This is a genomic window from Algihabitans albus (genome assembly GCF_003572205.1).
GTDB lineage: Bacteria > Pseudomonadota > Alphaproteobacteria > Kiloniellales > DSM-21159 > Algihabitans > Algihabitans albus.
Window position 1 is genome coordinate 744,463 of record NZ_QXNY01000004.1, and the last position, 24,594, is coordinate 769,056.

The window sequence follows — 24,594 nt, forward strand, 5'->3', positions numbered from 1 at the left end:
CGGCAGTCGCAAAGCGCCGGAAGGCCGTGTCTCAGTCGCGTTCGAGGAGCGCCATCAGCTCGCGCCATTCGCGCGGCGAGAGGCCGGAGTCCGCCTGCTCGACGGTCTCGCCCGCCAGCAGGCGCTTGACCACCGACAGACCGGCGGCCGAGAGCTGCGCACCGCCCACGGCATAGTCCTGAAAGGCCTGATAGGTGATCGGAACCCAGCGGCGGACAACGTCCAGCATGGCGTCGGCGTAGGCGCGGATCTCGTATTGGGCGTGGCTGTCGGCGCGCAGCGACAGGAAGTGCAGCAGATTGTGCAGGTCGATCTTCCAATACCACTGGGTATAGGTCGACAAAGGCAAGGTCATGCGGGCCAACTCGCGCGCCAGGCCCTGGCGATTCGGATCGCGCGGCTGGCCGTCGGGCGTCTCGTTCAGCATGGTTTCGTAGTGGCCGAAGGCCTGCTCCGCGTCGTCCCGCAGCCAGGCCAGCACTTCGGTTGCTTCCTCGCCCTCCAGGACGTCGCCGCGGCCCTGGCGGTTGGCCGTCGACTGGGCGGCCAGGTGCTCCGGCGCCGGCGTATAGAATTCCCGGTCGAGAATGGAATAGCGCGCGGAGTACTCGTTGACGTTGGCGGTGCGATGGCGGATCCACTGCCGCGCCACGAAGATCGGCAGCTTCACGTGGAACTTGATCTCGCACATCTCGAAGGGCGTCGTGTGGCGATGGCGCAGCAGGTAGCGGAGCAAGCCTTCGTCGTTGCGCAGCGACTTGGTGCCGCGTCCGTAGGACACGCGCGCCGACTGCACCACGGCCGCATCGTCGCCCATATAGTCGACGACCCGGACGAAGCCCCGATCGAGCACCGGAATTGCCTGGTAGAGCACTTCTTCCAGCGCCGGCGCGACAGGTCGCAGGGTCTGGCGCGTCTCGTTGCGCGCCTCTTCGATTTCAGCTTGTTGGTCGGGTGTCAAACTCATGGTGAGCGGAACCTAGCGCGACCGACCCGAGTCGGCTAGAGCCGGCTCTTCCACACCTGCGCGATCAGGTTCGCCGTCATGAGATCCAGATGCGCGCCGCCGCCGTTCTTGTAGAGGGTGACGGCCTGCGGGCCGCTGCGTCCGGCACCGCCGCCGGCCAGGTCGTGCAGGTCGCCGCGCAAGTCGCTCTCCGAAATGACGCCGGCGGCAATGGGGATCGCCAACTCGCCGATGTCGTGGATCGCGGTCTCTCGGCTGTCGACGAAGAGCTCGGCCTTGGCGATCAGGGCATCGTCGGCCTCGCGCATGTCGGGCCGGAAGGCGCCGATCAGATCCACGTGGCAGCCGGGCCCGACCCAGTCCCCGCGCAGGATCGGCGCGGTCGCCATGGTGGCGCAGGCGATGATGTCGGCCTGCCGCGCCGTCCGCTCCAGATCCTCGACCGCGCGGACCCGGACCGGGTCGTCCGGGTAGGCGGCGGCCAGTTTGGCGGCGTTTGCCGGCTTGCGGCTCCAGATCGCAATCTCCCGCAAATCCGGAAAGATCTCGCGGTAGGCCTCGATCAGCGAGGCCGCGACCACGCCGGAGCCCAGGATCAGCAACCGCCGGGACTCCGGCCGGGCGAGCAGGCGGGCGCCCAGCACCGAATCGCCGGCCGTCTTCCACTTGGTCACCAGGGGGCCGTCGATCAGCGCCGTGACGCTGCCGTCCGCGTCGTCGAACAGCACCACAACGCCCTGAACCGAGGGCAGCGGCGGGTGACGCGCGACGTTGCCGGGAAAGACGGTAACCGACTTGAGCGCCAGACCGACTCCGTCGAGCCAGGCGGCCCGGTTCAGGCAGGCGTCGGTGCCGCGCCGCAGCAGCAGGTCGCCGATCTCCGCCTTGGGGCCGCGATGGCCGGCCGCGATGGCGTCGGCCACGGCGGTCCAGGTCAGCCGGTCCTCGACGGCTGCGGCGTCGATCAAGGGAATCTGCATAAGCTGGGATCTCTCGAGGTGGGAGGCAGGGGTAAATCCTTGTCGGACGGGGCCTTTCGCCACGCCGCCAAGGGTCTTATACTCTTTTACTGCCGGGTAACCGGCTATGGCGCTAAACGGGCTAACGAAATAAGCGCAGTGGACCCGGGGGCAGTACCCGGCGCCTCCACCATTCACCGGCCCGGGTAGGGGCGGGCGTGGCACGCAGCCGCAACCGTTCTTCCCGGTCCGTCTACGGGGGCGAAACAGGATCGACACGCGTGGTAAAGGCTGGTTCGGCGCTCGGCATGGTACCGCCGTTATCGGGCCGTTCAATACGTGCGAACGACAACTTCGCTGAGGCTCGTGCTGCCGCGTAAGCGGTTTCACGAACCACGTATTTAAAGCCCTTGAGGTCTAAGCCCCTCAAGGCGGGGTTCGGGGCGCACCCGTCAACAAGAAGCGCCCCACTTTATTTTCGCCGGCTCGACCCTCCAGACAGTCCGGATCATCGACCGCTACAGAGACACGCATGACGACGTCTGAAGATCTGATGCGTTACGACCAACTGGTCGAGGAGGCCATGCGCGGCGTGGTTCGTGCCGCGCTGGAGCGCGCCGCCGAAGAAGGGCTGCCCGGCGAGCATCACTTTTACATCACCTTCCGCACCGGTCAGGACGAGGTGGAGATCCCCGGTTGGTTGCGCGAACGCTATCCGGATGAAATGACGATCGTTCTGCAGCATCGCTTCAGCGATCTGGAGGTCGATGAGCAGGGCTTCGGCGTCACCCTCAGTTTCAACGAGATTCCGGCGCGGTTGCAGGTACCTTACGTGGCGATTGCCGCCTTTGCCGATCCCAGCGTGCGGTTCGGTTTCACCTTCGCGTCCGGTCAGCAACTCACGGACCTCGAGTCGGAGGGCGAGGCCGCGGAAGCGCCGGAAGCCGAGGCCCAGCGGCCGTCGTCGGACGGACTCCCGCACGGCGAGGCACCGAACGATATGTCGGCTGACGATCTATCGGGAGGAAATGTTTCGGACGAGGCCAAGGCTGACGATGCCCCAGCCACCGGCGACCAGACCGTGGTGTCCCTCGACCGCTTCCGTAAAAGCAAGAGCTAGAGCCTGGTCGGCCTGTTCTAGCGTGCCGGTCCGCTCTTTCCGTTGAGAGTCCTGGCGCCGAAGGTGCGCGGATCCCACCGCTGGGCCGACTTCGCCGGTGCCTTCTCCGCGGTCGGGCGGGTTTTGCGCATCGTCTGAACGAATTCTTCGAAGCGACGCTTCATCTCCAGCCGTTCGGCCGGGGTCATGTCCTGCACACGCTTGCCGGAAAGGTCGCGCTGGGTCAGGTCATCCTGCATCGTGGCTCTCCTAGAGCGGGGCAGAGGTGCGTGGCGACACTTGCAATTCCCCGCAGCGCCGGACTCCCGCTCTACTCCTGAACGTTAGAGTGAGACCTCCAGCTTGGCGCGCCATGCTTAAAAGAGCGTAAAGTTCGCAATCGAGCCATCGCGGTGCGGTCTCGGAACCGCACAGGACAGGTGCGCTCGGAGCGCCGCGCTCGGAGCCCTCTTCCCGTCGCCTGCGGGCATGCTACAAACCGGCTCTGAGTTCTCAAGCCACTACGAGGGGCCGCAACAGACATGTCCGCGCAATCGACCGGTGCGACCGCCACCCGCAGCGAATCCGACACCATGGGCGAGGTCCAGGTGCCTGCCGAGGCTTACTGGGGCGCGCAAACCCAACGGTCGCTGCAGAACTTCAAGATCGGCGGCGAGACCATGCCGCCGGCCATCGTCACGGCGCTGGGCGTGCAGAAGCTGGCGGCCGCGCGGGTCAATCTCGCCATGGGCCGCCTGCCCGAGGAGATCGGCAAGGCAATCTGCCAAGCCGCCAACGAGGTGATCGAGGGCCGGCTCTCCGACCAGTTCCCGCTGGTGGTCTGGCAGACCGGATCCGGCACCCAGAGCAATATGAACGCCAACGAGGTGATCGCCGGGCGCGCCAACGAGATCCTGTCCGGGACCCGAGGCGGCAAGTCGCCCGTGCATCCCAACGACCACTGCAACATGGGTCAGTCGTCGAACGATACCTTTCCGACCGTGATGCACATTGCCTTCGTCAGCCAGATCGCCAGCGAGACCGTGCCGAAGCTCGGTCGTCTCCATGCCGGCCTGGCCGAGAAGGCCGACGCCTACGGCGACATCATCAAGATCGGCCGGACCCACCTGATGGATGCCACGCCCCTGACCCTGGGTCAGGAGTTCTCGGGCTACGCCAAGCAGCTTGAGAACGGGATCGAGCGGATCGAGCAGTCCCTGCCGAAGCTGCACGAACTGGCCCAGGGCGGCACCGCGGTCGGCACCGGCCTCAATGCCGTCGAGGGCTTTGCCGAAGCCTTTGCGGCGGAGGTCGCCCAGATCACCGGTTTCCGGTTTGTCACCGCCCCCAACAAATTCGAGGCGCTGGCCAGCGAGGATGCTGCCGTGCAGGCTTCCGGCGCGCTCAACAGCGTTGCCGTTTCGCTGATGAAGATCGCCAACGACATCCGCCTGCTGGGGTCCGGCCCGCGCTGCGGCCTCGGCGAACTGCTGCTGCCGGCCAACGAGCCCGGCTCCTCGATCATGCCGGGCAAGGTCAATCCGACCCAGGCCGAGGCCATCACCATGGTCTGCGCCCAAGTGATGGGGAATCACACCGCGATCACGGTCGCCGGCTCCCACGGCCACTTCGAGCTGAATGTCTTCAAGCCGGTGATCGCCTACAACCTGCTCCAGTCGGCGAAGCTTCTGGGCGATGCCGCCGTCTCCTTCCTCGAGAACTGCGTCGCGGGAATCGAGCCGAACGTCGAGCGGATCACCAGCCTGATGAACGAGTCGCTGATGCTGGTCACGGCGCTCAACCCGCACATCGGCTACGACAACGCCGCCAAGATCGCCAAGAAGGCCTATGCCGAGAATTCGACCTTGAAGGATGCCGGCATCGCGCTCGGCCTGCTGACCGCAGAGCAGTTCGATGACTGGGTTCGGCCGGAGATGATGGTCGGGCCGTCGAAAGCCTAGGTGAAGGAAGCGTGAGGGTGGAGTCGGGCCGCTCCGCCAGCACACCGTCGGAGCCGAAAGAGCGGCCGCGATGAAAAAGCGCTCCGTGGTGATCGCCGGGCATGCCACCTCTCTCACACTCGAGGAGCCTTTCTGGCAAGCGCTCAAGGAGATCGCCCTGGCGGAGGGCACGACGGTCAGCGCGCTGGTCGAAGCGATCGATGCGCGGCGCACCGAGGCCGGCGAGACCAACCTCTCCAGTGCGGTGCGCGTCTGGGTGTTTCGGCGCGTGAAGGAGGACCGGTCGTAAGCGACTTCAAGTGTCGGCCAGGCTGCTGCCGTCTGCGAGACGCCGGAACCATTCACGCGGCACGCGCGGTGCCCGGCCGTCGAGATTGGGCGCGCCTCGGTTGGCCTCCAGATCTGCCGTCCAGACTGTGCGTGTCTCGAGCGAGAAGCGGGTGACGCCCGTGTGGTTGGGCACGCTGGCGTGGAGTTGAGCGGCGGAGAAGGCCACGACATCGCCGACCTCCGGCAGCACGAGCAGCGCTTCGCCTTCGGCCACCGGTTCCAACGGTTGCGGCAAGGTCGGGTAGGCGGCATCGGGATCGCGGCCTGCGTCGCGGGCGCGCCGGCGGGCGGCCTTCAGTTCCTCCCAGTCCCAATCGGCGCTGTCGTTGGCGATCGGCTCAGCCCAGTAGCGCGGGAAGAGCGCCAGGGTTCGGCCGGCGGTCAACGGCGTGACCGGCAGCCACCAGTTGACCTGCGCCGTCAGATTGGAGCCCCAGGTATCGCGGTGGGCGTGCAGCGGCTTCGTGCGGCGGTGCGTCCGGCCGAGCTGCGAGGGCTGCGTTCTCAGGTAGAAGTCGTCCACGTAGGTCTCGGCGGGGTCGCAGCCGAGTGCCGTCAGAAGCCGGGCGAAGGCGACGGTCACCTCCGGGTCCTTGCGCCAGGCGGCCGTCAACGCAACCACACGCTTCAGGAACTCGGCTTCGGCCAGAACCCGCTGTGCCGTCGCCGGGTCTTCCGTTTCGGGAAAACAGCTCCGCAAACGCCGCAGAGCCAAGGCGACGAGATCCTGGGCGGCGGGCACCTGGCGAAAGATCAACACCTCGCCCGCGAACAAGCGCGGACCGCGCAGCGCGTCGCTCAGGGGGCTGTCGAGTTGTACCGGCATGGCTGCCCTACTGCAGATTTCGGAACAAGCCCCTCAGAATTTCCTCGCCTTGCTCGCGCAGCTGGTCTTCCGGCGACGGCTCCTGTTGCGGCGCCGACGGTGCCTGGTCTTCGGTCGTTGGCCGTTGCTGCCCGCGCTGGAAGGGCTGGCCGGAGACCTTTACGTCGGGTTCGTCCAGCGATCCGCTCAGCAGAGCCGTCAGGTAGGGCTGTCGTTCCTGTCCGCGATAGAGGTCGGTCCGCAGGTCGAGTGTCCAGGCCGGCAGATCGGCGGCAATGCCCTGGCCGCGGGCTACGGCATCGCGGCCGGTCAGGGTAAGATCGCTGGTGCGTACGACGCCCTTCTCGATCGCGAAGCTGCCGCTCAACTGCGCCGGGGTACCGGCAAAGGCGCTGAAAACCGCGTTGACCGTATTGCTGAGTCCCCGCAACTCCCGGATCTGCTGACCCAGGATGCCCAGCAGCACGTTGCCGACGGCCTCCTCCGCGGTGGCCCGGACGGTGATTTGGCCGCCGACAGTGCCCTGACCGGCCAGGTTGCCGACCAGCTGCGCTTCGCTGGCTCCCAGGCTGTTGCCGGTGATCCGCAGATCGATCGGACCGCTGACGCGCCCGGCGGCCGTCCCCTCCGATGGCGCCAGCTGCGCGCTGTCGAGTTGCGTGCCCGTCACATCGAAGTCGAGCCCGGCCGCGCGCGGGTCGCGGGCGTCTAGAGAGAGCGCCATGCGCAGGTTGCCGCCGAGCGCCCGGCCCGTCAGCGCGTCGATTTGCAGAAGCGAGTTCTCCAGACGCAGCGGGATCGTGGCGTTGGACAAAGCCAAATCCCCCTGACTGATCGAGGCCGCGGTGACATCGGCCGTGACGTTGAGCCCGGCGAGCGCGTCGAGGGGCAAGGGCTCGTTCGACCAGCGGCCGGGCGACTGCCCGCCACCGCCCGAAAGGCCGTCGTCAAGCAACCGATCGAGCGGGATCTGACCGAGCTGCAGGGTCGCCTGGATCGCCGGCCGGGCACCGGTCAGGGTGACGGCGGTCTCTCCGGCCAGGTCGGTCGGACCCAACCGACCGGTCAGGCCGCCAACCTGGATTTGCAGCGGCGTGCCGCTGATCCGAGCCGTCGCATTCAGCCCGACGCCGTCGCGCAGCGTCTGCTCCATACCCAGGGTGGTCAGCAGTCGGCCAAGCTGTGGAAGGTCGACGGCGGCGTCGAAGCTGTAGCTCATCTGCGAGCCGGTCACGCCGCTGGCCGTTCCGTTGCCCCGGATCTCTCCACCGAGCAATCCGAGCGTGGTGTCGTAACTCAGTTCGCCGTCGGGACTGCCGTTCATCGTGGTTGCGAGATTCAGAGCGCCGAGTCCCGCCAAGCGATCGGCTGCCGGGCCGATCAGGTCTGCGATTCTGCTCCCCGTCACCTCCCGCGCCGTCACGCGTAGATTTTCCAGGCGCAGCGTCTTGCCTTGCTGCACCCGGCCGGCGGCGGCGATGTTACCGCCCAGCGCCTGCCCCGACAGGTCCAGTGTGAGATCGTTGGCGTTTCCGGAGAGGGGACCCGAGATCTGCAAGGCGCCCAATCGGGCCACGGGCGAATCGGCGAGCCCGGCGATCTGCGCCAGCCGCCGGGTATCGGAAAGCTCGAGAGACAGGCGCCCGTTCTCCACGGCAAGATTGCCAGCAGGCTGGCTCACCTGCCCGGCGAAGGCGAAGCTGCCTTCGGGGATCCGTGCGCGGAGATCGGTGCCGAAGGCGTCGAGGCTGCCGCTTGCCGTCCCGTCGACCGAGAGGCTGCCGAGCTGGGCGAGCGCGCCGGAGGCGGGCTGTTCCAACAGCCTGGCAAGCCGCTCGGTGTCGGGCACCTCGAGCCGAAACTGTCCGTCCGCCACCTCGGGGTTGTCCGGCAGACCGCTGATCACGCCGGCGAAGCTGGCGGACCCGCCCACCAGATCGCCCACGGTGAGGGACTGAACGGTCAGGTCGGCGTCCTTCACCTGGGCCTGGAGCGTGAGGTCGTTGGTCTGTTGGCCGCCGTAGGTCAGATTGCCGACCAGGATGTTGAGATTGGCGTCGAAGCTCTCGAGCGGGTTCGCGGCTTGCGGCTGCGCTTCGCCCGTTTCCGGGGTCGCCTGCTCGGCCTGCGCGACCTGTAGGTCATCCGGTCCGCCGCCGCCGCCCGACCCGGTCAGGTAGGCGTCCAAGTTGATCCGGTCGACGCTGAGTCCGGCGCCGAAGGCCGGTTTGGCCCGTCCGAGGGCCAGGTTGATGCCGCCCTGAACTGTGGTGGAGTCGATTTCCAGCACCAGGCCGCTGAGTTGCGCGCGCGCCGGCGTGACGTCGACTGCGGTGGAAAGGGAGGCGCGGCGCAGTCGGTCGTTCGGGGCCGGCGGGAGCTCCAATTCCAGCCATTGGGCGAGGCCACGCAGGTTGTCGCTGGCTCCCTCCAGCGTCCCGGCGAAGCGCGGTATTCCTTCCTCCGCCGTCAGTCGACCGCTGACCGAGAGGTCGCCACCCGCCGGCAGCAGGGCCAAGGCCTGATCCAGCGTGACGGCCCCTTCTGCCAGGCGCCCGCTGACCAGGACCTGCCGTACGACCTGACCCTTGTAGACCAGCGCGTCGACGATCAGCTCGAAGCCCAGCGCGATATCTTGCGGCAGCACGAAGCCTCCGGCGGGTGCCTGGCCGCCGCCGCCGTCGAGCGGTGACTCGAGCAGATCGTCGAGGTCGAGGCGAGCGACGTTCAAGGCGACTTGCCCGTCCAGTTGCGACGCCAGGATCACCTCGGCGTCGCCGGTGGCGTTGGTGCCGCCGAGGGTGAGTTGCAAGTCGTTCAGATTCAGCGTCTCGCCGGCCAGAGCGATATCGCTGGAGAGCGCAAAACTCTCCGCCAACTGGGCCGGCAGTCCGCTGCCGGGGGCGAGCGCCTCGGCCAGCAGGGCGAGGTTTTCGCCGCCTGCCTCTAGCCGGCCTTCAAAGGCCTGAGCTGTCCGGTCGAAGCTGCCGCGCAGATTGACCCTGGCCGTGCCCGCTTCCGGCAGGGCGAGCTCCAGCGCGATCGGAGCGGCGCCATCGCCCAGACGGCCGCTGCGTGTTTCGAAGGCGACGGCCTGGCCGCGGGCAATTGCGGTGCCGGAGGCCTCGAAGGGGCCCTGAAGGCTGTCGGCCGAAATCTCCGCGTCGAGCTGTTCGAGCCGTTCTTCCGTTCCGGTCGCCAGGTCGCGATAGATGACGGTTCCATCCTCGATGGAGACGGAATCCAGCCGAATTGCCGGGCTCGAGCTCGCTGCCGGTTGCGGCTGGCTTGACGGTTCGCTCGGCTGAGCCGGCTGGTCGCTCGCTGTAGTGTCTCGGGTCGTGACGTCTTCGGCCGCTGTCTCTGGGGCCGCTGTCTCTGGGGCCGTTTCGGTGCCGAACTGCCAGTTGGCGCGGCCATCGGCCAGTCGCTCCAGGCTGACCGTCGGGGCGACCAGGACCAGCGACTGCACCTGGATGTCGCCGGACAGCAACGGAGCCAAGGCAACGCGCACCTCCAGGGCTTCCAAACTCGCCATTTGCGGTGCCTGGCCGCCTGCCACGTTGCTCAGGCTGACCTGCCCCGCGGTCAGACGGGGGGTTGGCAGCAGAGACAGGCCGACATCTCCTGCGATGGTGAGCTGGCGGCCGGTCGCGGCCTCGATTTCGCGCGCGATCTGATCCTTGTAGGCGTTCCAGTCGACGAAGGACGGCACCACCAGTGCCGCGCCGACCAGCAGCGCCAGCAGGACCACGAGCCCGATCAAACTTCTTTTAACCAACCGTAGAACTCCTGCAGGTATTAACAACTAAAGGCTGGCACAGGCCGCTTTTACCTCTATCATGGCGTCGTTCGTCGTCGCTTGAAGGCCGCAAAGCACCCTAGGAGACCATGAAAGATGGGCGAGGTGGTGTCCCTGCGCCAAGTGCGTAAAACCAAGGACCGGGACCGGAAGCAACTCCAAGCTTCGGAGAACCGTGCGGTTTACGGCCTCAGCAAAGCCGAGAAGGCCCTCGCGTTGGCGGAGCGTGATGCGGCCCGGCGCAGACTCGAACAGCATAGGCGTGAAGACGAGCGGCCCTGAAGGCCAGCGGTGCCGCAACGCTTACCTGCCCGCGACCTGTTTTTCATGATCAAGCAAGAACCGCTTCGCGTCCAGTCCTCCTCCGAAGCCAGTCAGGCTTCCGTTGGTGCCGATGACGCGGTGGCAGGGAACCACGATGGGCAGCGGATTGGCGCCGTTGGCGGCACCCACGGCCCGAACCGCGCTTGGCCGCCCGATGCTCAGGGCAAGCTCCGCGTAGGTGACCGTCTGTCCATGCGGAATCCGGCGTAGCGCGCTCCAGACCGAGGTCTGGAAGGCGGTTCCGGACGTTCGCAAGGTCAGGTCGAACTGCTTCAACTCGCCGGCGAAGTAGCTCCGAAGCTGCTCGGCGACCGACGCGAAGCGCCCGTCGTCACGCCGCCAGCCGGGGCCGGGGGTTGTCGCTCTGCTGCCGCTGGGAAAGCCGATGAGCCGCAGGCTCCGCTCATCGCCGGCGATGAGCAGCTGGCCGAGCGGACTATCGACGTAGGTGAACGCGTAGAGGCTTTCGCGCCGTCCGGCCGGACGGCGGGCGCGCGCGTCGGCTGCGCGTTGCGTCGCTGCGGGTAGTTCCGGTGACCGGTGGGTTCGTTTCGACGGCATCCCTCCAGTCTATCAGTGAGACATGCTCGTTTGGGATATCGGCCGGCTGATGAGGTCCGTTTCCGGCCAATACCCCTTAGACCCGTACCACCTTGCCGGGATTCATGATGTTGTCGGGGTCGAGCGCCAGCTTCACCTGACGCATCAAGGCGACGGCCTCGCCGTGTTCGGCCTGCAGGAAGTGCATCTTGCCGTAGCCGATGCCGTGCTCGCCGGTGCAGGTGCCGCCCATCCGGAGGGCCCGGGCGATCATGCGGTCGTTGACCGTCTCGGCCTTGTCGTGCTGCGCGGCGTCGCCGGGATCCAGCAGGTAGACCAGGTGAAAGTTGCCGTCGCCGACATGTCCGACGATGGGGGCCAGCAGGCCGCTGTCCTGGACGTCCTGCTTGGTCTCCAGGATGCATTCGGCCAACCGCGAGATCGGCACGCAGACATCGGTCGCCCAGCCCTCCGACCCCGGCTTCAGCGCCTTGGCCGCCCAGTAGGCGTCGTGCCGGGCCTGCCAGAGGCGGCTGCGATCCTCCTGCCGCGTTGCCCACTGGAAGTTGGCGCCGCCGAACTCGCCGGCCAACTCGCCGACCGTCTCGGCCTGCTCCTGCACGCCGGCCTCGGTGCCGTGGAACTCGAAGAAGAGAGTCGGCTGCTCGGGAAAGTCGAGCTTGGAGTAGAGGTTGCAGGCCCGCATCTGCACTTCGTCCAGCAGTTCGATCCGCGCGACGGGAACCCCAAGCTGGATCGTGGAAATCACCGTGTTGACCGCACCTTCCAGGTCGGCGAAGGCGCAGACGGCGGCTGAGGTCGCCTCCGGAATGCCGTAGAGCCGCAACTGTACCTCGGTGATCACGCCGAGCGTACCTTCCGAACCGACGAACAGCCGTGTCAGGTCGTAACCCGCCGAGGACTTGCGCGCGCGACCGCCGGTCCTGACGACCCGTCCGTCGGCGGTGACCACCGTCAGCCCCAGCACGTTCTCGCGCATGGTGCCGTAGCGCACCGCGTTGGTCCCGCTGGCGCGGGTGGCCGCCATGCCGCCGAGCGAGGCGTCGGCGCCGGGGTCGATGGGGAAGAACAGCCCGCTGTCGCGCAGATACTCGTTGAGGCCCTTGCGCGTGACGCCGGCTTGAACCCGGCAGTCCAGATCCTCCCGATTGACCTCCAGCACCGCCGTCATGCGGCTGACATCGAGGGAGACGCCGCCGCGCAGCGCCGCGATGTGACCCTCCAGGGAGGTGCCGGTGCCGAAGGGGATGATCGGCGTCTTGTGGCGGGCGCAGATCTTGACGATCTCCGCCACTTCCTCCGTCGTTTCGGCGAAGGCGACCGCGTCGGGCGCGGCGCCCTCGTGATAGCTGACGTCCTTGCCATGCTGTTCGCGGACGGCGGCGGCGGTCGAGAGCCGCTCGCCCAGCAGAGCCTGCAGCTCGGCGATGGCCGGCGCCGGGTCGCTGCGCGGTGGCTCGATGTGGCTTTCGGCGATGCTCATGGCACGATCTTTCCTGTTGGTCCGCATTTCCCCCGCGGCAAGGGTACTGCAATATGGGGCCTCAACCCAAACCGCTAGGAACCGGAGCCCGCGAGCCAACCATGACCAACCAGCCATGACCCAGTTGCCGACCGCGCCTGCCGTCGCCACGGCCGAGTTGACGATCCATCGCATCACCGCCCGGCCGGTCCTGGTCCCGCTCGCCCTGCCGCTCGTGACGGCCGGCGGCGCGGTCGACAAGGCGCCGCTGGTACTGGTGGATCTGGAGACCGAGGAGGGTGTGACCGGCAGCGCCTACCTCTTCACCTACACGCCGCGCGCCTTGGCGGCGACGGCCCGGCAGGTCGAGGAGCTGACACCGCTGATTGCCGGCCAGCGGGTCGCGCCCCTGGCCCTCGCGGAGCGCTTGGCAGCGGCCTTCCGGCTGCTCGGGCGTCCGGGTCTGGTCGGCATGGCGCTGGCAGGGCTCGACATGGCGGCCTGGGATGCCCTGGCCAAGTCCCAGGGCCTGCCGCTCTACCGGCTCTTGGGGGCCGAGGCGCGGCGCCTGCCGGCCTACAACAGCAAGGGTCTGGGCATGATCGGCGCCGTTATGGCGGCTGAAGAGGCCGTGGCGCTGCTGGCCGAGGGCTTCCAGGCGATCAAGCTCCGCCTCGGCTACCCGACCCGTGCCCAGGACCTGGATGTGGCCGCCGCCGTGCGCAAGACAATCGGGCCGAACCCCCGCCTTTTCGTGGACTTCAATCAGACGCTGACGCTGGCGGAAGCCAAGCACCGGGTGCCGCCGCTTGAGGACTTCGACCTGGAATGGATCGAGGAGCCGCTGCCCTGGGATGACTACCGGGGCCACGCGGCGGTGGCGGCCGAGACGGCTCTGCCGATCCAGCAGGGCGAGAACTGCTGGGGCGCCGGCGACTTCGACAAGGCCCTGGAGGCGGGGCTGGATGCCGTCTTCATGCCCGATGCCATGAAGATCGGCGGCGTCACCGGCTGGCAGCGGACCGCCGGCCTTGCCGCAGCCCGCGGCGTGCAGGTTTCCAGTCACCTTTTCCCGGAGATTTCGAGCCATCTGCTGGCGGCCACGCCCACGGCCCACTGGCTCGAATACGTCGACTGGGCCGCCCCGGTCCTGGCCGAGCCTTTCGCGGTGACCGATGGCGTCGGGCGCCCGAGCGAGGCGCCCGGAATCGGCATCGCCTGGGACGAGACGGCGGCCAAGCGCTTCGCGGCGGAGATCTAACGCGCCGCCATTTGGGTGGGCAGCCAGGTCGCCAGTTCCGGGAAGATCACCAGCAGTACGACGGCCAGAACCATGATCAGGAAGAAGGGTAGAGCCGCGTAGGCCACCTGAAGGATGTTGCGGCCCGTCAGACCCTGGATGACGAAGAGATTGAAGCCGACCGGCGGGGTGATCTGGCTCATCTCGACGACCACGACGACATAGATCCCGAACCAGATCCGGTCGATGCCGGCGGCGTCGATCATCGGCAGGACGATCGCCGTGGTCAGCACCACCACCGAGATGCCGTCGAGAAAACAGCCGAGCACGATAAAGAAGAGCGTCAGGACGAAGATCAGTTCGTAGCGGCTGAGCTCCAGTTCGCCGATCCAGGCGGCCAGCTCGCGGGGCAGGCCGGTGAAGCCCATGGCCGTGGTCAGGAAGGCGGCGCCGGCCAGGATGAAGGCGATCATGCAGGACGTGCGGGTCGCCCCCAGCAACGAGGCCTTGAAGCTCTCCCACGTCAGCGTGCCGGACGACCAGGACAGCAGCAGGGCGAGGGCCACGCCGACGGCCGCCGCGTCGGTCGGGCTGGCGATACCGAAATAGATTGAGCCGATCACGCCCAGGATCAGCCCCACCACGGGAGCCAGCCGCCTCAGACCGACGAAGCGCTCGCGCCAACCGTAGATCCTCTCGGCCGGTGGCACCTTGTCGGTATTGAGCAGCGACCAGACGCCGACGAAGAGCATGAAGAGCGCCATCAGCATCAGGCCCGGCACGACGCCGGCCATGAAGAGGCGGGCGATCGACTCCTCGATCGCGACGCCATAGACGATCAGGATGATCGAGGGCGGGATCAGCAAGCCGAGCGTGGCGGACCCCGCCAGGGTGCCGATGGTCATGCGCTCGTGGTAGCCGCGGCGCTGCAGCTCGGGCAGCGACATCTTGCCGATGGTGGCCGCCGTCGCCGCCGAGGAGCCCGACACGGCGGCGAAGATGCCGCAGGCCAGGATGTTGGTGTGCAGCAGCCGTCCCGGCAGCCGCGCCATCCAAGGCACCAATCCCGTGAAGAGGTCGGAGGAGAGCCGCGAGCGGAACAGGATCTCGCCCATCCAGATGAAGAGCGGCAGCGCGGCGAGCGCCCATTCCGCCGAGGCGCCCCAGACACTGGAGGCCAGGACCTGGCCGACCGGCCGGCCGGTGAAGAGCGCGATGGCGACCCAGCCGCAGGCCATCAGTGCGAAGGCGACCCAGACGCCGCTGGCCAGGAAGGCCAGCAGGGCGACGGCGAGAAGGCCGGAGAGCAGCAGTTCGTCCATTTTGATCCCTAAACGCGGCCGTCCGGTTGCCGACGTCGTCTAGCTGTTGGGGCCGAGCAGATCTTCACCCTGGTCGTAGGCCGGTGGCTTGCCGCGCGCGACGCGCTGCAGTTCGTCGAGCAAGGCGACCGTGAGCACGAGAGCGCCCAGGGTCATCGCAAGCTGCGGCAGCCAGAGCGGAATCGGGACCAGGCCGTAGGAGACGTCGCCGAAACGCCAGGACTCTCCGGTGAGCCGCGCGATCCAGAAGGTGAAGTAGCCCGACACAGCAACGCCGACGCCGCAGCACCAGATCTCGATCGCCCGGCGCAATCCTGCAGGCAGATGCTGGATCACCAGCGTCACCCGGATGTGGCCCCCCTGTTTCAGCGTATAGGCCAGGGCGAAGAAGGAGGCGGCGGCCAGAAAGAAGCCGGCGAACTCGGCGTAGGAGGGAATCAGCAAGCCGATGGGTTTGCCCAGAGTCCAGCGCAGCAGAACGTCGATCAGGTTGAGCAGGACCTGGCCCAGCACGACGGCGAAGATGGCCAGCAGGAAACCGGCGGCGATCCAGCCTGACGCCAGATAGAGCCGGTCGAGCGCGGTGCGCAGCATCAGAGGCGACCTATCGAGAAGGGAGGGTTCGTCCGGCGAAGCCCGGCGCATGAGAGACGGGTCGGCAGAATCCGCCCCCAAGCGCCTCGATCGCCCGCCTCAATTCCGGTAGTTCTCCAGGATCGCGGCGCCGTCGTCGCCGGCCTGCTCGGCCCATTCGTCGGCCATGGTCGCGCCGATCTCGCGCAGGCTGGCCGCGAGAGACTCGCTGGGATCGGCTACGGCGATGCCGTTGTCCAAGAGGATCTGGGTCTTCTCGGCGGTTTCGTTCCTGGAGGCCTCCCAACCGCGTTGCTCGGCCGCGGCGGCGGCAGTCTTTACAGCCTCTTGCAGCTCCGGAGACAGGGCTTCGAAGGCATCGACATTGACCACCGTGACGTTCTTCGGCAGCCAGGCCTGGGTGTCGTAGTAGTGGGACAGGAAGTCCCAGGCCTTGATGTTCACGCCGGTGGAGGGCGAGGTGATCATGGCCTCGACGCGACCGGTCGCGAAGGCCTGCGAGATGTCGGGCACCTCGACCTGGGTCGGCACGGCGCCGGCGAGTTGCGCCAGACGCTCCGTCGCGGCGTTGTAGGTCCGGAACTTCAGGCCGGACATGTCGTCCAGCGTGGCGACCTCGCCGTCGGCGTAGATGCCCTGGGGCGGCCAGGGCACCACGAAGAGAATCATCAGGTTCTGGCGGGCGAGCAGGGCCTCCGTCACCTCGCGCGACGCATCCCAGAGTCTTTCCGCCGCGTCGTAGCTGTTCGCCAGAAACGGCACGGAGTCGGCGCCGAACACGGGGTTCTCGTTCGACAGGCGCGAGAGCAGGAATTCGCCGACCGGCACCTGGCCGGAGCGCACCGCGTTCTTGATCTCCGGATGCTTGATCAACGAACCCGCCGGATGCACGACGACCTCCAGATCGTCGCCCGCCGCCGCGTTCACCTCCTCGGCGAATCGCATGATGTTCTGGGTGTGGAAATTGCCCTCCGGGTAGGGCGTCGGCAGATCCCAGGTCTCGGCGAGAGCCGGGCCGACGGCCAGGCCTGCCATCAGGCCGACGGTCAGCGTTGCGGCCTGCGCGACGCGAAGAGTTTTGCGCATCGATGAAGTTCCCCTGTCGTTCGGCAGTTCCCGTGCGCTGTGACCTCTTTTGCAAGTCCGGTTGCGCTTATCGAGAAACTGTTTTTCCCTGTGGATCCAAAGGTCAACATGCAAGACGCGACGATGCAAGGCCTGTTAGACTCGGGAGCATGACACCGGATTACGACATCCTCGTCCAGGGCAACAATCTGCGCCTGAAGGACGATTTCCTCGGCATCGCCAACATCACGCTGGTCCAGACGGGCGAGGGCCCGCTGCTGTTCGATACCGGCGGCTACGTCTCGCGCCTGGGCCTGGTCAAGGCCCTGGCGGCGCGCGGCCTGGAGCCGGACGATATTCGTCTGGTCTTCCTCTCTCACCTGCACTTCGATCACGCCCACAACGTCGATCTCTTCCGCAAGGCGAAGGTGCTGGTCAGCAAGTCCGAGTGGGATTATGCCGCCGCACCGCACGACAAGGACCTCTTCATGCCCTGGGGCATTCACGCGCAGCTGGAACGCCACGACCTGGAACTGATCGAGGGCGAGGGGCAACTTTCCAACCGCATCGGCTGGTTCCCGGCGCCGGGTCATACGCCCGGCTGCTATGCCCTGCGGCTGGAAACGGCGGCACGCGGCACCGTGGTACTGGCGGGCGATGCCATTAAGTACGCCAAGGAAGCCATCGCCCGGCGCTGCGACATGGCCTTCGACACCGTCGAGCGCGGCACGGCTTCGATCCGGCGGATCCTGGAAATGGCCGACCGCATCGTCCCCGGCCACTTCCCCGAACTGATCCGGCAGGATGACGGGAGCTTCCTTTGGGAAGACGCCGCGCCCTTCGACCTGAGGGTCCGATGAGCGCGGTCGACCGCATCGATGCCGTGGTGATCGGGGCCGGCGTGGTCGGACTGGCGGTGGCGCGGGCGCTGGCTCTTGCCGGCCGGGACGTGGTCGTTCTGGAGCGGGCCGGTGAGATCGGCAGCGAGACCTCCTCGCGCAACTCGGAGGTCATCCACGCCGGTATCTACTATCCGACCGGCAGCCTGAAGGCACGAACTTGCCTTGACGGCAAGCAGGCGCTCTACCGCTACTGCGCCGAACACGCCGTCGGCCATGCCCGCTGCGGCAAGCTGATCGTCGCGACCGACGCGGCGCAGATCCCGACGCTCGCCGAATTGAAGACGAAGGCAGCGGCCAACGGCGTGTCCGATCTCGTCTGGAAAACGCCGGAAGAGGTGCGGGATCTGGAGCCGGCGGTGAGCTGCGTCGCCGCCCTGCTGTCGCCCAGCTCCGGCATCGTGGATAGCCACGGCCTGATGCTGTCCTACCTGGGCGACGCCGAGGCGGCCGGCGCCATGGTTGCCTTTCATGCGCCCCTGGAAGCTGCAGCCGTCACGCCCGAGGGTCTGCGCCTGGAGGTCGGCGGCCAAGCACCCATGACTCTGCTGGCGGAGACGGTGATCAACGCCGCCGGTCTATCCGCCGTGGAGACAGCCCTGCGTATCGAGGGGCTGCCGAAGTCGGCGATCCCGACGGCTTACTTCGCCAAGGGCAGTTACTACACCCTCGCCGGCCGTTCGCCCTTCGCGCGGCTGATCTATCCGGTGCCCGAGGCGGCCGGGCTGGGCGTTCACGTCACCGTCGACCTGGGCGGGGCGGCCCGTTTCGGACCTGACGTGGAGTGGGTCTCGCGGCCCGACGACTACGACGTCGACCCGGATCGCGCCCTGGCCTTCTACGACGCGGTGCGCCGCTACTGGCCGGAGCTGCCCGACGGCGCCCTGCAGCCCGGCTATGCCGGCATCCGGCCAAAACTGCAGGCGCCCGGCGAGCCGGCCAGGGACTTCGTGGTCCAGGGAGCCGAAGCTCACGGCGTCCCCGGCCTCGTCAATCTCTTCGGGATCGAGAGTCCCGGCCTGACGGCCTCACTGGCCTTGGCGGATTTGACGCTGGACACGCTCGAACGTGCGCGGGCGCAGGCCGCGTGATGGCCGGACCGCGAACGAGAGTATGAGCGACGCGCGGATCCCGGTCACCCTGATCACCGGCTTTCTCGGCAGCGGCAAGACCACCCTGCTGCGCAAGCTGCTGGTCCGGCCGGAGCTGGCCGACACGGCTGTCATCGTCAATGAACTGGGCGACGTCGGCCTTGACCACGAACTGGTCGAGACGGTGACCGACGAGGTGACGGTGCTGACCTCGGGCTGCCTCTGTTGTGCCCTGCGCCAGGACCTCGTGAGCACCCTGCGCGATCTCTACCTGAAGCGGGAGGCTGGAGAGATTCCGCGTTTCGCGCGGGTGGCGGTGGAGACCACGGGGCTGGCCGACCCGGCGCCGGTGCTGCAGACTCTTGTTGCCGATCCGCTGGTCGGCAGCTTCTTCGTCCTCGATGCCGTGGTGACCTGCGTCGATGCCGTCACCGGCCTCGCGGCGCTGGAGGCCCATCCGGAGTCCGTCAAGCAGGCCGGTGTCGCCGACCGTCTGCTGCTGACCAAGACCGACCTGCAGCCCGACACGGCGGCCTTGGAGCTGCGTCTGGCGGTGCTCAATCCCGGTGCCCCGCGCCAACGCGTGCTGCAGGGAGACCTGGATCCGGCGCTCGTTCTCAACCAGGCGCGCCGGCCGGAGGCGGACCGCCTGGCGGATCTCGACCGCTGGCTCGATGCCGCGAAGGATCCGCATCGCCACCGTCACCATTCCGACATCGCGGCCCATTGCCTGAGCGTGGAGGAGCCGCTCGACTGGACGCGCTTTACCAAGTGGCTCGGTGAGCTGTTGGAGCGGAGCGGCGCGGACCTGCTACGGGTCAAGGGACTGATCCAGGTTGCCGGCGAGGCGCGTCCTCTCTTGGTCCAGGGCGTTCAGCATGTCTTCCACGAGCCGCAGTGGCTGGAGGCTTGGCCGCCTGCCGCGCCGCCGTACAGCCGTCTCGTCTGCATCGGACGGAACTTGGAGACTGCGAGCCTGCGGGCCGGTCTCGACTCCTGCCGTGCGCCGACCCTCGCCGAGGCCCGTTGACCTTCCCGCGCCAAGCTGCTGCTTTAGCGCCTGGTCTGCAGAGCGACAAAGAGGATCTTCGATGCCCGAGGGAAAGCGCGGCTGGCAGTTCTGGGTCGACCGGGGCGGAACCTTTACCGACGTGGTGGCGCGGCGGCCCGACGGCGGGCTGCTGAGTGCCAAGCTGCTGTCGGAGAATCCGGAGCTCTATGCCGATGCCGCCATCGCCGGCGTGCGCCGACTGCTGGAGATCGAGTCCGGGGCGACGATTCCGTCGGCGGCGATCGAAGCGGTCAAGATGGGTACCACCGTCGCGACCAACGCGCTGCTGGAGCGCAAGGGCGACCGCACGGTGCTGGCGATCACCCGTGGTTTTCGCGATGCGTTGCGCATCGCCTACCAGAACCGGCCGCATCTCTTTACCCAGCGGATCGAACTGCCGGAGCTGCTCTACGAGCGCGTGGTCGAGGTGCCGGAGCGCCTGAAGGCCGACGGCGAGGTCCTGCTCGCGCTGGAGGAGGCCGTCGCGCGCCAGGGCCTGCAGGCGGCTTACGATGCCGGCATCCGGGCCTGCGCCGTCGTGCTGATGCATGGCTACCGCTACCCGGAGCATGAGACGCGGGTGGCGGAGATCGCCCGCGAGATCGGCTTCACCCAGATCAGCGTCAGCCATGAGGCCAGCCCGCTGATGAAGCTCGTCAGCCGCGGCGATACGACGGTGGTCGATGCCTATCTCTCGCCGATCCTGCGCCGCTATGTCGACCTGGTGGCCGGCGAACTGAATGCGGATGGGGCGGAGACCGTGCGGCTGATGTTCATGCAGTCGAACGGCGGCCTGACCGATGCCCAGACCTTTCAGGGCAAGGACTCGATCCTCTCGGGTCCCGCCGGCGGCATCGTCGGGGCGGTGCGCACCGCGGCCATGGGCGGCTTCGAAAAGATCATCACCTTCGACATGGGCGGTACCTCGACCGACGTGGCCCACTACGACGGCGCCTACGAGCGGGCCTTCGAGACTCAGGTGGCCGGCGTGCGGATGCGCGCGCCGATGATGCAGATTCACACGGTGGCGGCCGGCGGCGGTTCGATTCTGCATTTCGACGGCGCGCGCTACCGCGTCGGGCCGGATAGCGCCGGCGCCAATCCCGGCCCCGCCTGCTACCGGCGTGGCGGACCCCTGGCGGTGACGGACGCCAACGTCATGCTGGGCCGTGTGCAACCGGACTTCTTCCCGGCCGTCTTCGGACCCGAGGCGGATGCCCGCCTGGACGCCGAGGTCGTGCAGGAAAAGTTCCAGGTCCTGGCGCGCGAAATCGGCGAGGCGAGCGGCGACAGCCGGGCGCCGGAAGAGGTGGCCGAGGGCTTCCGCCGCATCGCGGTCGAGAACATGGCCAATGCCATCAAGAAGATCTCGACCCAGCGCGGTTACGACGTCACGGAGTATGCCCTGCAGTGCTTCGGCGGCGCGGGCGGCCAGCATGCCTGCGACATCGCCGATACCTTGGGCATGACCCGCATCTTCGTGCATCCCTTCGCCGGCGTGCTCTCAGCCTACGGAATGGGCCTGGCCGACCTGCGCCTGATGAAGGAGCAGGCGGTCGAGGCGCGCCTGGAGACGGCGCTGGACGATCTGCCGGCGATCTTCGTGCGCCTGGGCAGGGAGGCGCGCGACGAGCTGCGCGGACAGGAGATCGAGGACGCGCTCATCTCCGTCCTGGAGAAGGTGCATCTGCGCTACGAGGGCAGCGACACCGCCCTGATCGTCGAGAACGGAAGCCGCGCCGAGCTGATGGAGCGCTTCGAGGCGGCCTACAGTCAGCGCTTCGGTTTCCTGATGGCCGACAAGCCCGTGCTGGTCGAGGCCGTCAGTGTCGAGGCCATCGGTGCCATGGAGACGGTCGAAGATCCTATTTTGGCGAAGACGGCAGGTGGGGTCGCGCCCGCGCCGCAGGCGGTTCGGCCGCTCTATGCCGGTGGGCGCTGGCACGACGCGCCGGTCTACGACCGCGCCGATCTCGCTGTCGGCGATAGCCTGTCCGGCCCCGCCATCATCATCGAGCCCAACTCGACCACGGTGATCGAGCCCGGCTGGCAGGCGGAGCTGACCGACCGCAATCATCTGGTGCTGGAGCGCCGCGTGCCGGTCGAGCGCGAGCTGGCGGTCGGTACCCAGGTCGACCCGGTGATGTTGGAGATCTTCAACAATCTCTTCATGTCGATCGCCGAGCAAATGGGCTCGGTTCTGGAGAACACCGCCCACTCCGTGAATATCAAGGAGCGGCTCGACTTCTCCTGCGCCATCTTTTCGCCGGCGGGCGATCTGGTCGCCAACGCCCCGCACATGCCGGTTCACCTCGGCTCCATGAGCGAGTCGATCCGCACGGTGATCCGCCAGAACGACGGCCGGATGGCGCCCGGCGACGTTTACGTGCTCAACGCGCCCTACAACGGCGGCACCCATCTGCCGGACATTACGGTGATCACGCCGGTGTTCGACACGGACGGCGCCTCGGTCCTTTTCTACGTCGCCAGCCGCGGCCATCATGCCGACGTCGGCGGACTGACGCCGGGGTCCATGCCGCCGGACTCCAAGACCGTTGCGGAAGAAGGCGTGCTGATCGACAACTTCAAGCTGGTCGACCGCGGCGCCTTCCGCGAGCAGGCCCTGCGGGACCTCCTGGCCTCCGGCGACTATCCGGCGCGCAATCCCGACCAGAACGTCGCCGATCTGCAGGCCCAGATCGCGGCCTGCAACAAGGGCGTGCAGGAATTGGGCCGCATCGCCGATCACTTCGGCCTGGAGGTGGTGCAGGCCTACATGCGCCACGTGCAGGACAATGCCGAGGAGCAGGTCCGCCGCGTGCTCGATCGCCTCGCCGACGGCCACTTCGTCTATCCCTTGGACGACGGCAGTCAGATCGAGGTCGAGGTCCGGATCGACAAGCAGGCGCGCTCCGCCCGGATCGACTTCACCGGCACCAGCCCGCAGCAGGACAACAACTTCAATGCGCCTTCGGCGGTCTGTCGCGCCGCCGTCCTCTATGTTTTCAGGACCCTGGTCGACGACGAGATTCCGATGAACGAGGGCGTGCTCAAGCCGCTCGACATCACGATCCCCGAGGGCTGCATGCTGAATCCCTCCTACCCTGCGGCTGTCGTTGCCGGCAACGTCGAGACCAGCCAGGCGATCACCGACTGCCTCTACGGCGCCACCGGGGTCCTGGCCGGGGCCCAAGGCACCATGAACAACCTGACTTTCGGCAACGCCACCCATCAGTATTACGAAACCATCGCCGGCGGTTCGGGCGCCGGGCCGGACTTCGACGGGACCGATGCCGTTCACACGCACATGACCAACTCGCGGCTGACCGATCCGGAGGTGCTGGAGTGGCGCTTCCCGGTGCTGCTGGACTCCTTCGAGATCCGGCGCGGCTCCGGCGGCGCGGGGCGGCAGCGCGGCGGTGACGGCGCCGTTCGGCGCCTGCGCTTCCTGGAGCCCATGACCGCCTCGATCCTCTCGAGCCACCGCAAGGTGCCGAACTTCGGCGTCGCCGGCGGCGAACCCGGCGCGCTCGGCCGCAACGCCGTGGAGCGGGCCGACGGGACGGTCGAGGAATTGTCGGGGACCGACAAGGCGGAGATGCGCCCCGGCGACGTCATCGTCATCGAAACGCCGGGCGGCGGCGGCTACGGCCCGGCTGCCGAGCGCGCGGAGCCGGCGGAGGGGAAACAGGCGGACCGGAAACAGGCGGCGGAGTAGTCCAAGCCGGGGCGTCGTGCCTGCCTCTTGTCGAGCCTGCCCGTTGACAGTCCCGCGGGGGCGTCGGAAGCTCTCGTCATAATCGAGCGGCTGGGGTGGCCGTTTCGAACCTCGGGCGATTTCGGAGAGGGAGGCGGAAGCGTGGCTTCGCGTGACGACAAGCAGCGGGACGGTGACAAGCAGGACAGCTCCTTGGATTCCAAGGGCAGTGGCCGAAGGAACTTCCTGAAGGGCACTGCGGCGGCGGCGGCCACCGGCGGCGTGATCATGCATGAGCTCAGTCATGCGACGCCGGCTGCCGCGTTGGAGGGGGGCGTCTCAGAGGACGCCGGCTTCGCTCCGAACCGCCGCAGGGCGGCGACCGAACTGTTCGGCGAGGACTGGTGGCCCTCCAAATGGGGGGCGGAGGATCAAGCCGGCGCGGCGAATCACATGGGGCCGGCCAAGACTCTGGAGGCCGTCAGTCGCATCACGACCGGGACGGTCTATCCGATCGGGCGGGTCTACGAGGCCGGCATGCCGCTGTTCGGCAGCCGCGTTTTCGGCATGCGCATTCCCGGTGCGCCGACCGGCGGCGTTTTCGGTCGCAACAAGATCATCTGGAACGACGAGTTCCTGGCGACGGAGATCGGGCAGGTCGGCACTCAGTTCGACGGCCTGGGCCATATCGGAGTCGAGGCGGGCAACGCGGGCGACCAGAACGAGCGGCGCTTCTACAACGGCGTTCCTCTCTCGGAGATGGCGGGGCCCTATGGCCTGCATAAGCTGGGCATGGAGCATGTCACACCCTTCTTCACACCGGGCGTGCTGATCGACGTGAAGGGTCTGAAGGGCGGCATGATGGAGGCCGGAACCGAAGTCACCGTCGCTGACCTGGAAGCGGCGCTGGAGCGGCAGGGGCTGTCCGGCGATAGCATCACGGCGGGCGACGCGGTGGTGATCCGCACCGGCTGGGGCGATCTCTGGATGGAGGACAACGCGCGCTACAATTCCGGCGAACCGGGCATCGGCATCGAGGCTGCCGAATGGCTCGCCGCCAAGGACGTCTGTCTGGTCGGCGCCGACTGCTGGGGCATCGAGGTGGTGCCGAACCCGGATGCCGATCTGGCTTTTCCGGCGCATCAGATCCTGCTGACGAAGTACGGCATCTACCTGCACGAAAACCTGGACCTGGACGCTCTGGCCGAGGCGGAAGCCTGGCAGTTCGCCTATATCTTCGCGCCACTGCCGATCAAGGGCGCCACCGGGTCCCCGGGCGCACCCGTCGCGGTCGCCTAACATTCCCCGCGACCTGCTGTGGTTCCGGGCGCTCGAAACCCGTTC

20 protein-coding genes and 1 other RNA gene are annotated in these 24,594 nt (G+C 67.5%); 11 read left to right on the forward strand and 10 right to left on the reverse strand.

Annotated features, from left to right (window positions below; genetic code table 11):
• Positions 1-31: 31 nt before the first annotated feature.
• Positions 32-967 carry an FAD-dependent thymidylate synthase gene (gene thyX / locus DBZ32_RS13635; RefSeq protein ID WP_119167658.1) on the reverse strand — a complete coding sequence of 312 codons (936 nt, stop codon included), beginning with the start codon at positions 965-967 and terminating at the stop codon, positions 32-34.
• Between the two features lie 35 nt (positions 968-1,002).
• Complete coding sequence (locus DBZ32_RS13640) at positions 1,003-1,947, reverse strand: ornithine cyclodeaminase family protein (RefSeq protein ID WP_119167659.1); 945 nt, start codon at positions 1,945-1,947, stop codon at positions 1,003-1,005.
• A gap of 50 nt (positions 1,948-1,997) precedes the next feature.
• Between DBZ32_RS13640 and ssrA the strand changes: the two genes are divergently transcribed.
• Positions 1,998-2,398: a transfer-messenger RNA gene (gene ssrA, locus DBZ32_RS13645) on the forward strand.
• 60 nt (positions 2,399-2,458) lie between these two features.
• Positions 2,459-3,046 carry an SspB family protein gene (locus DBZ32_RS13650; protein WP_119167660.1) on the forward strand — a complete coding sequence of 196 codons (588 nt, stop codon included), beginning with the start codon at positions 2,459-2,461 and terminating at the stop codon, positions 3,044-3,046.
• A gap of 17 nt (positions 3,047-3,063) precedes the next feature.
• On the opposite strand, the gene DBZ32_RS13655 is transcribed toward DBZ32_RS13650, so the two are convergent.
• Positions 3,064-3,285, reverse strand: a complete 222-nt coding sequence (locus DBZ32_RS13655) for a hypothetical protein (protein WP_119167661.1) — start codon at positions 3,283-3,285, stop codon at positions 3,064-3,066.
• A gap of 282 nt (positions 3,286-3,567) precedes the next feature.
• Here DBZ32_RS13655 and fumC point away from each other — a divergent pair, with 282 nt between their 5' ends.
• Both fumC and DBZ32_RS13665 read left to right on the forward strand, forming a co-directional pair.
• Positions 3,568-4,986: a class II fumarate hydratase gene (gene fumC, locus DBZ32_RS13660; protein WP_119167662.1), complete on the forward strand. Its 1,419-nt coding sequence runs from the start codon at positions 3,568-3,570 to the stop codon at positions 4,984-4,986.
• Positions 4,987-5,056: 70 nt separating this feature from the next.
• Positions 5,057-5,275, forward strand: a complete 219-nt coding sequence (locus DBZ32_RS13665; protein WP_119167663.1) for a ribbon-helix-helix domain-containing protein — start codon at positions 5,057-5,059, stop codon at positions 5,273-5,275.
• Positions 5,276-5,281: 6 nt separating this feature from the next.
• Here DBZ32_RS13665 and DBZ32_RS13670 read toward each other — a convergent pair whose 3' ends face one another.
• Both DBZ32_RS13670 and DBZ32_RS13675 read right to left on the reverse strand, forming a co-directional pair.
• Positions 5,282-6,142, reverse strand: coding sequence for a hypothetical protein (locus tag DBZ32_RS13670; protein WP_119167664.1), 861 nt, complete (start codon positions 6,140-6,142; stop codon positions 5,282-5,284).
• 7 nt (positions 6,143-6,149) lie between these two features.
• Positions 6,150-9,923: an AsmA family protein gene (locus tag DBZ32_RS13675; protein WP_162906748.1), complete on the reverse strand. Its 3,774-nt coding sequence runs from the start codon at positions 9,921-9,923 to the stop codon at positions 6,150-6,152.
• Positions 9,924-10,040: 117 nt separating this feature from the next.
• Here DBZ32_RS13675 and DBZ32_RS13680 point away from each other — a divergent pair, with 117 nt between their 5' ends.
• Complete coding sequence (locus DBZ32_RS13680) at positions 10,041-10,226, forward strand: DUF4169 family protein (protein WP_119167666.1); 186 nt, start codon at positions 10,041-10,043, stop codon at positions 10,224-10,226.
• A gap of 21 nt (positions 10,227-10,247) precedes the next feature.
• Here the strand turns inward: DBZ32_RS13680 and DBZ32_RS13685 are convergent, their stop codons facing one another.
• Positions 10,248-10,829 (reverse strand): methylated-DNA--[protein]-cysteine S-methyltransferase, encoded by a 582-nt coding sequence (locus DBZ32_RS13685; protein ID WP_119167667.1) that lies wholly within the window; start codon positions 10,827-10,829, stop codon positions 10,248-10,250.
• Between the two features lie 76 nt (positions 10,830-10,905).
• The gene (locus DBZ32_RS13690; protein ID WP_119167668.1) at positions 10,906-12,312 is read right to left on the reverse strand and encodes an FAD-binding oxidoreductase; all 1,407 of its coding nucleotides are present in this window, start codon (positions 12,310-12,312) and stop codon (positions 10,906-10,908) included.
• Between the two features lie 115 nt (positions 12,313-12,427).
• Between DBZ32_RS13690 and DBZ32_RS13695 the strand changes: the two genes are divergently transcribed.
• The gene (locus DBZ32_RS13695) at positions 12,428-13,552 is read left to right on the forward strand and encodes an enolase C-terminal domain-like protein (RefSeq protein ID WP_119167669.1); all 1,125 of its coding nucleotides are present in this window, start codon (positions 12,428-12,430) and stop codon (positions 13,550-13,552) included.
• Here the strand turns inward: DBZ32_RS13695 and DBZ32_RS13700 are convergent.
• The 3 genes from DBZ32_RS13700 to DBZ32_RS13710 form a co-directional block, all read right to left on the reverse strand.
• The gene (locus tag DBZ32_RS13700; protein WP_119167670.1) at positions 13,549-14,853 is read right to left on the reverse strand and encodes a TRAP transporter large permease; all 1,305 of its coding nucleotides are present in this window, start codon (positions 14,851-14,853) and stop codon (positions 13,549-13,551) included. The genes DBZ32_RS13695 and DBZ32_RS13700 overlap by 4 nt on opposite strands.
• A 39-nt stretch (positions 14,854-14,892) precedes the next feature.
• A complete protein-coding gene (locus DBZ32_RS13705) occupies positions 14,893-15,447 on the reverse strand; it encodes a TRAP transporter small permease (protein WP_208539220.1) in 555 nt (184 codons plus the stop codon).
• A 99-nt stretch (positions 15,448-15,546) separates the two neighbouring features.
• Positions 15,547-16,533 carry a TRAP transporter substrate-binding protein gene (locus DBZ32_RS13710; protein ID WP_119167671.1) on the reverse strand — a complete coding sequence of 329 codons (987 nt, stop codon included), beginning with the start codon at positions 16,531-16,533 and terminating at the stop codon, positions 15,547-15,549.
• Between the two features lie 149 nt (positions 16,534-16,682).
• Here DBZ32_RS13710 and DBZ32_RS13715 point away from each other — a divergent pair, with 149 nt between their 5' ends.
• The 5 genes from DBZ32_RS13715 (at position 16,683) to DBZ32_RS13735 (ending at position 24,549) form a co-directional block, all read left to right on the forward strand.
• Positions 16,683-17,372, forward strand: coding sequence for an MBL fold metallo-hydrolase (locus DBZ32_RS13715; RefSeq protein WP_119167672.1), 690 nt, complete (start codon positions 16,683-16,685; stop codon positions 17,370-17,372).
• Complete coding sequence (locus tag DBZ32_RS13720) at positions 17,369-18,502, forward strand: NAD(P)/FAD-dependent oxidoreductase (RefSeq protein ID WP_119167673.1); 1,134 nt, start codon at positions 17,369-17,371, stop codon at positions 18,500-18,502. The genes DBZ32_RS13715 and DBZ32_RS13720 overlap by 4 nt, the downstream gene beginning before the upstream one ends.
• Positions 18,503-18,524: 22 nt before the next feature.
• Positions 18,525-19,532 (forward strand): CobW family GTP-binding protein, encoded by a 1,008-nt coding sequence (locus DBZ32_RS13725; protein ID WP_119167674.1) that lies wholly within the window; start codon positions 18,525-18,527, stop codon positions 19,530-19,532.
• Positions 19,533-19,593: 61 nt separating this feature from the next.
• Positions 19,594-23,271, forward strand: coding sequence for a hydantoinase B/oxoprolinase family protein (locus DBZ32_RS13730; protein ID WP_119167675.1), 3,678 nt, complete (start codon positions 19,594-19,596; stop codon positions 23,269-23,271).
• Positions 23,272-23,412: 141 nt separating this feature from the next.
• Positions 23,413-24,549, forward strand: coding sequence for a cyclase family protein (locus DBZ32_RS13735; protein ID WP_162906749.1), 1,137 nt, complete (start codon positions 23,413-23,415; stop codon positions 24,547-24,549).
• Positions 24,550-24,594: the final 45 nt, after the last annotated feature.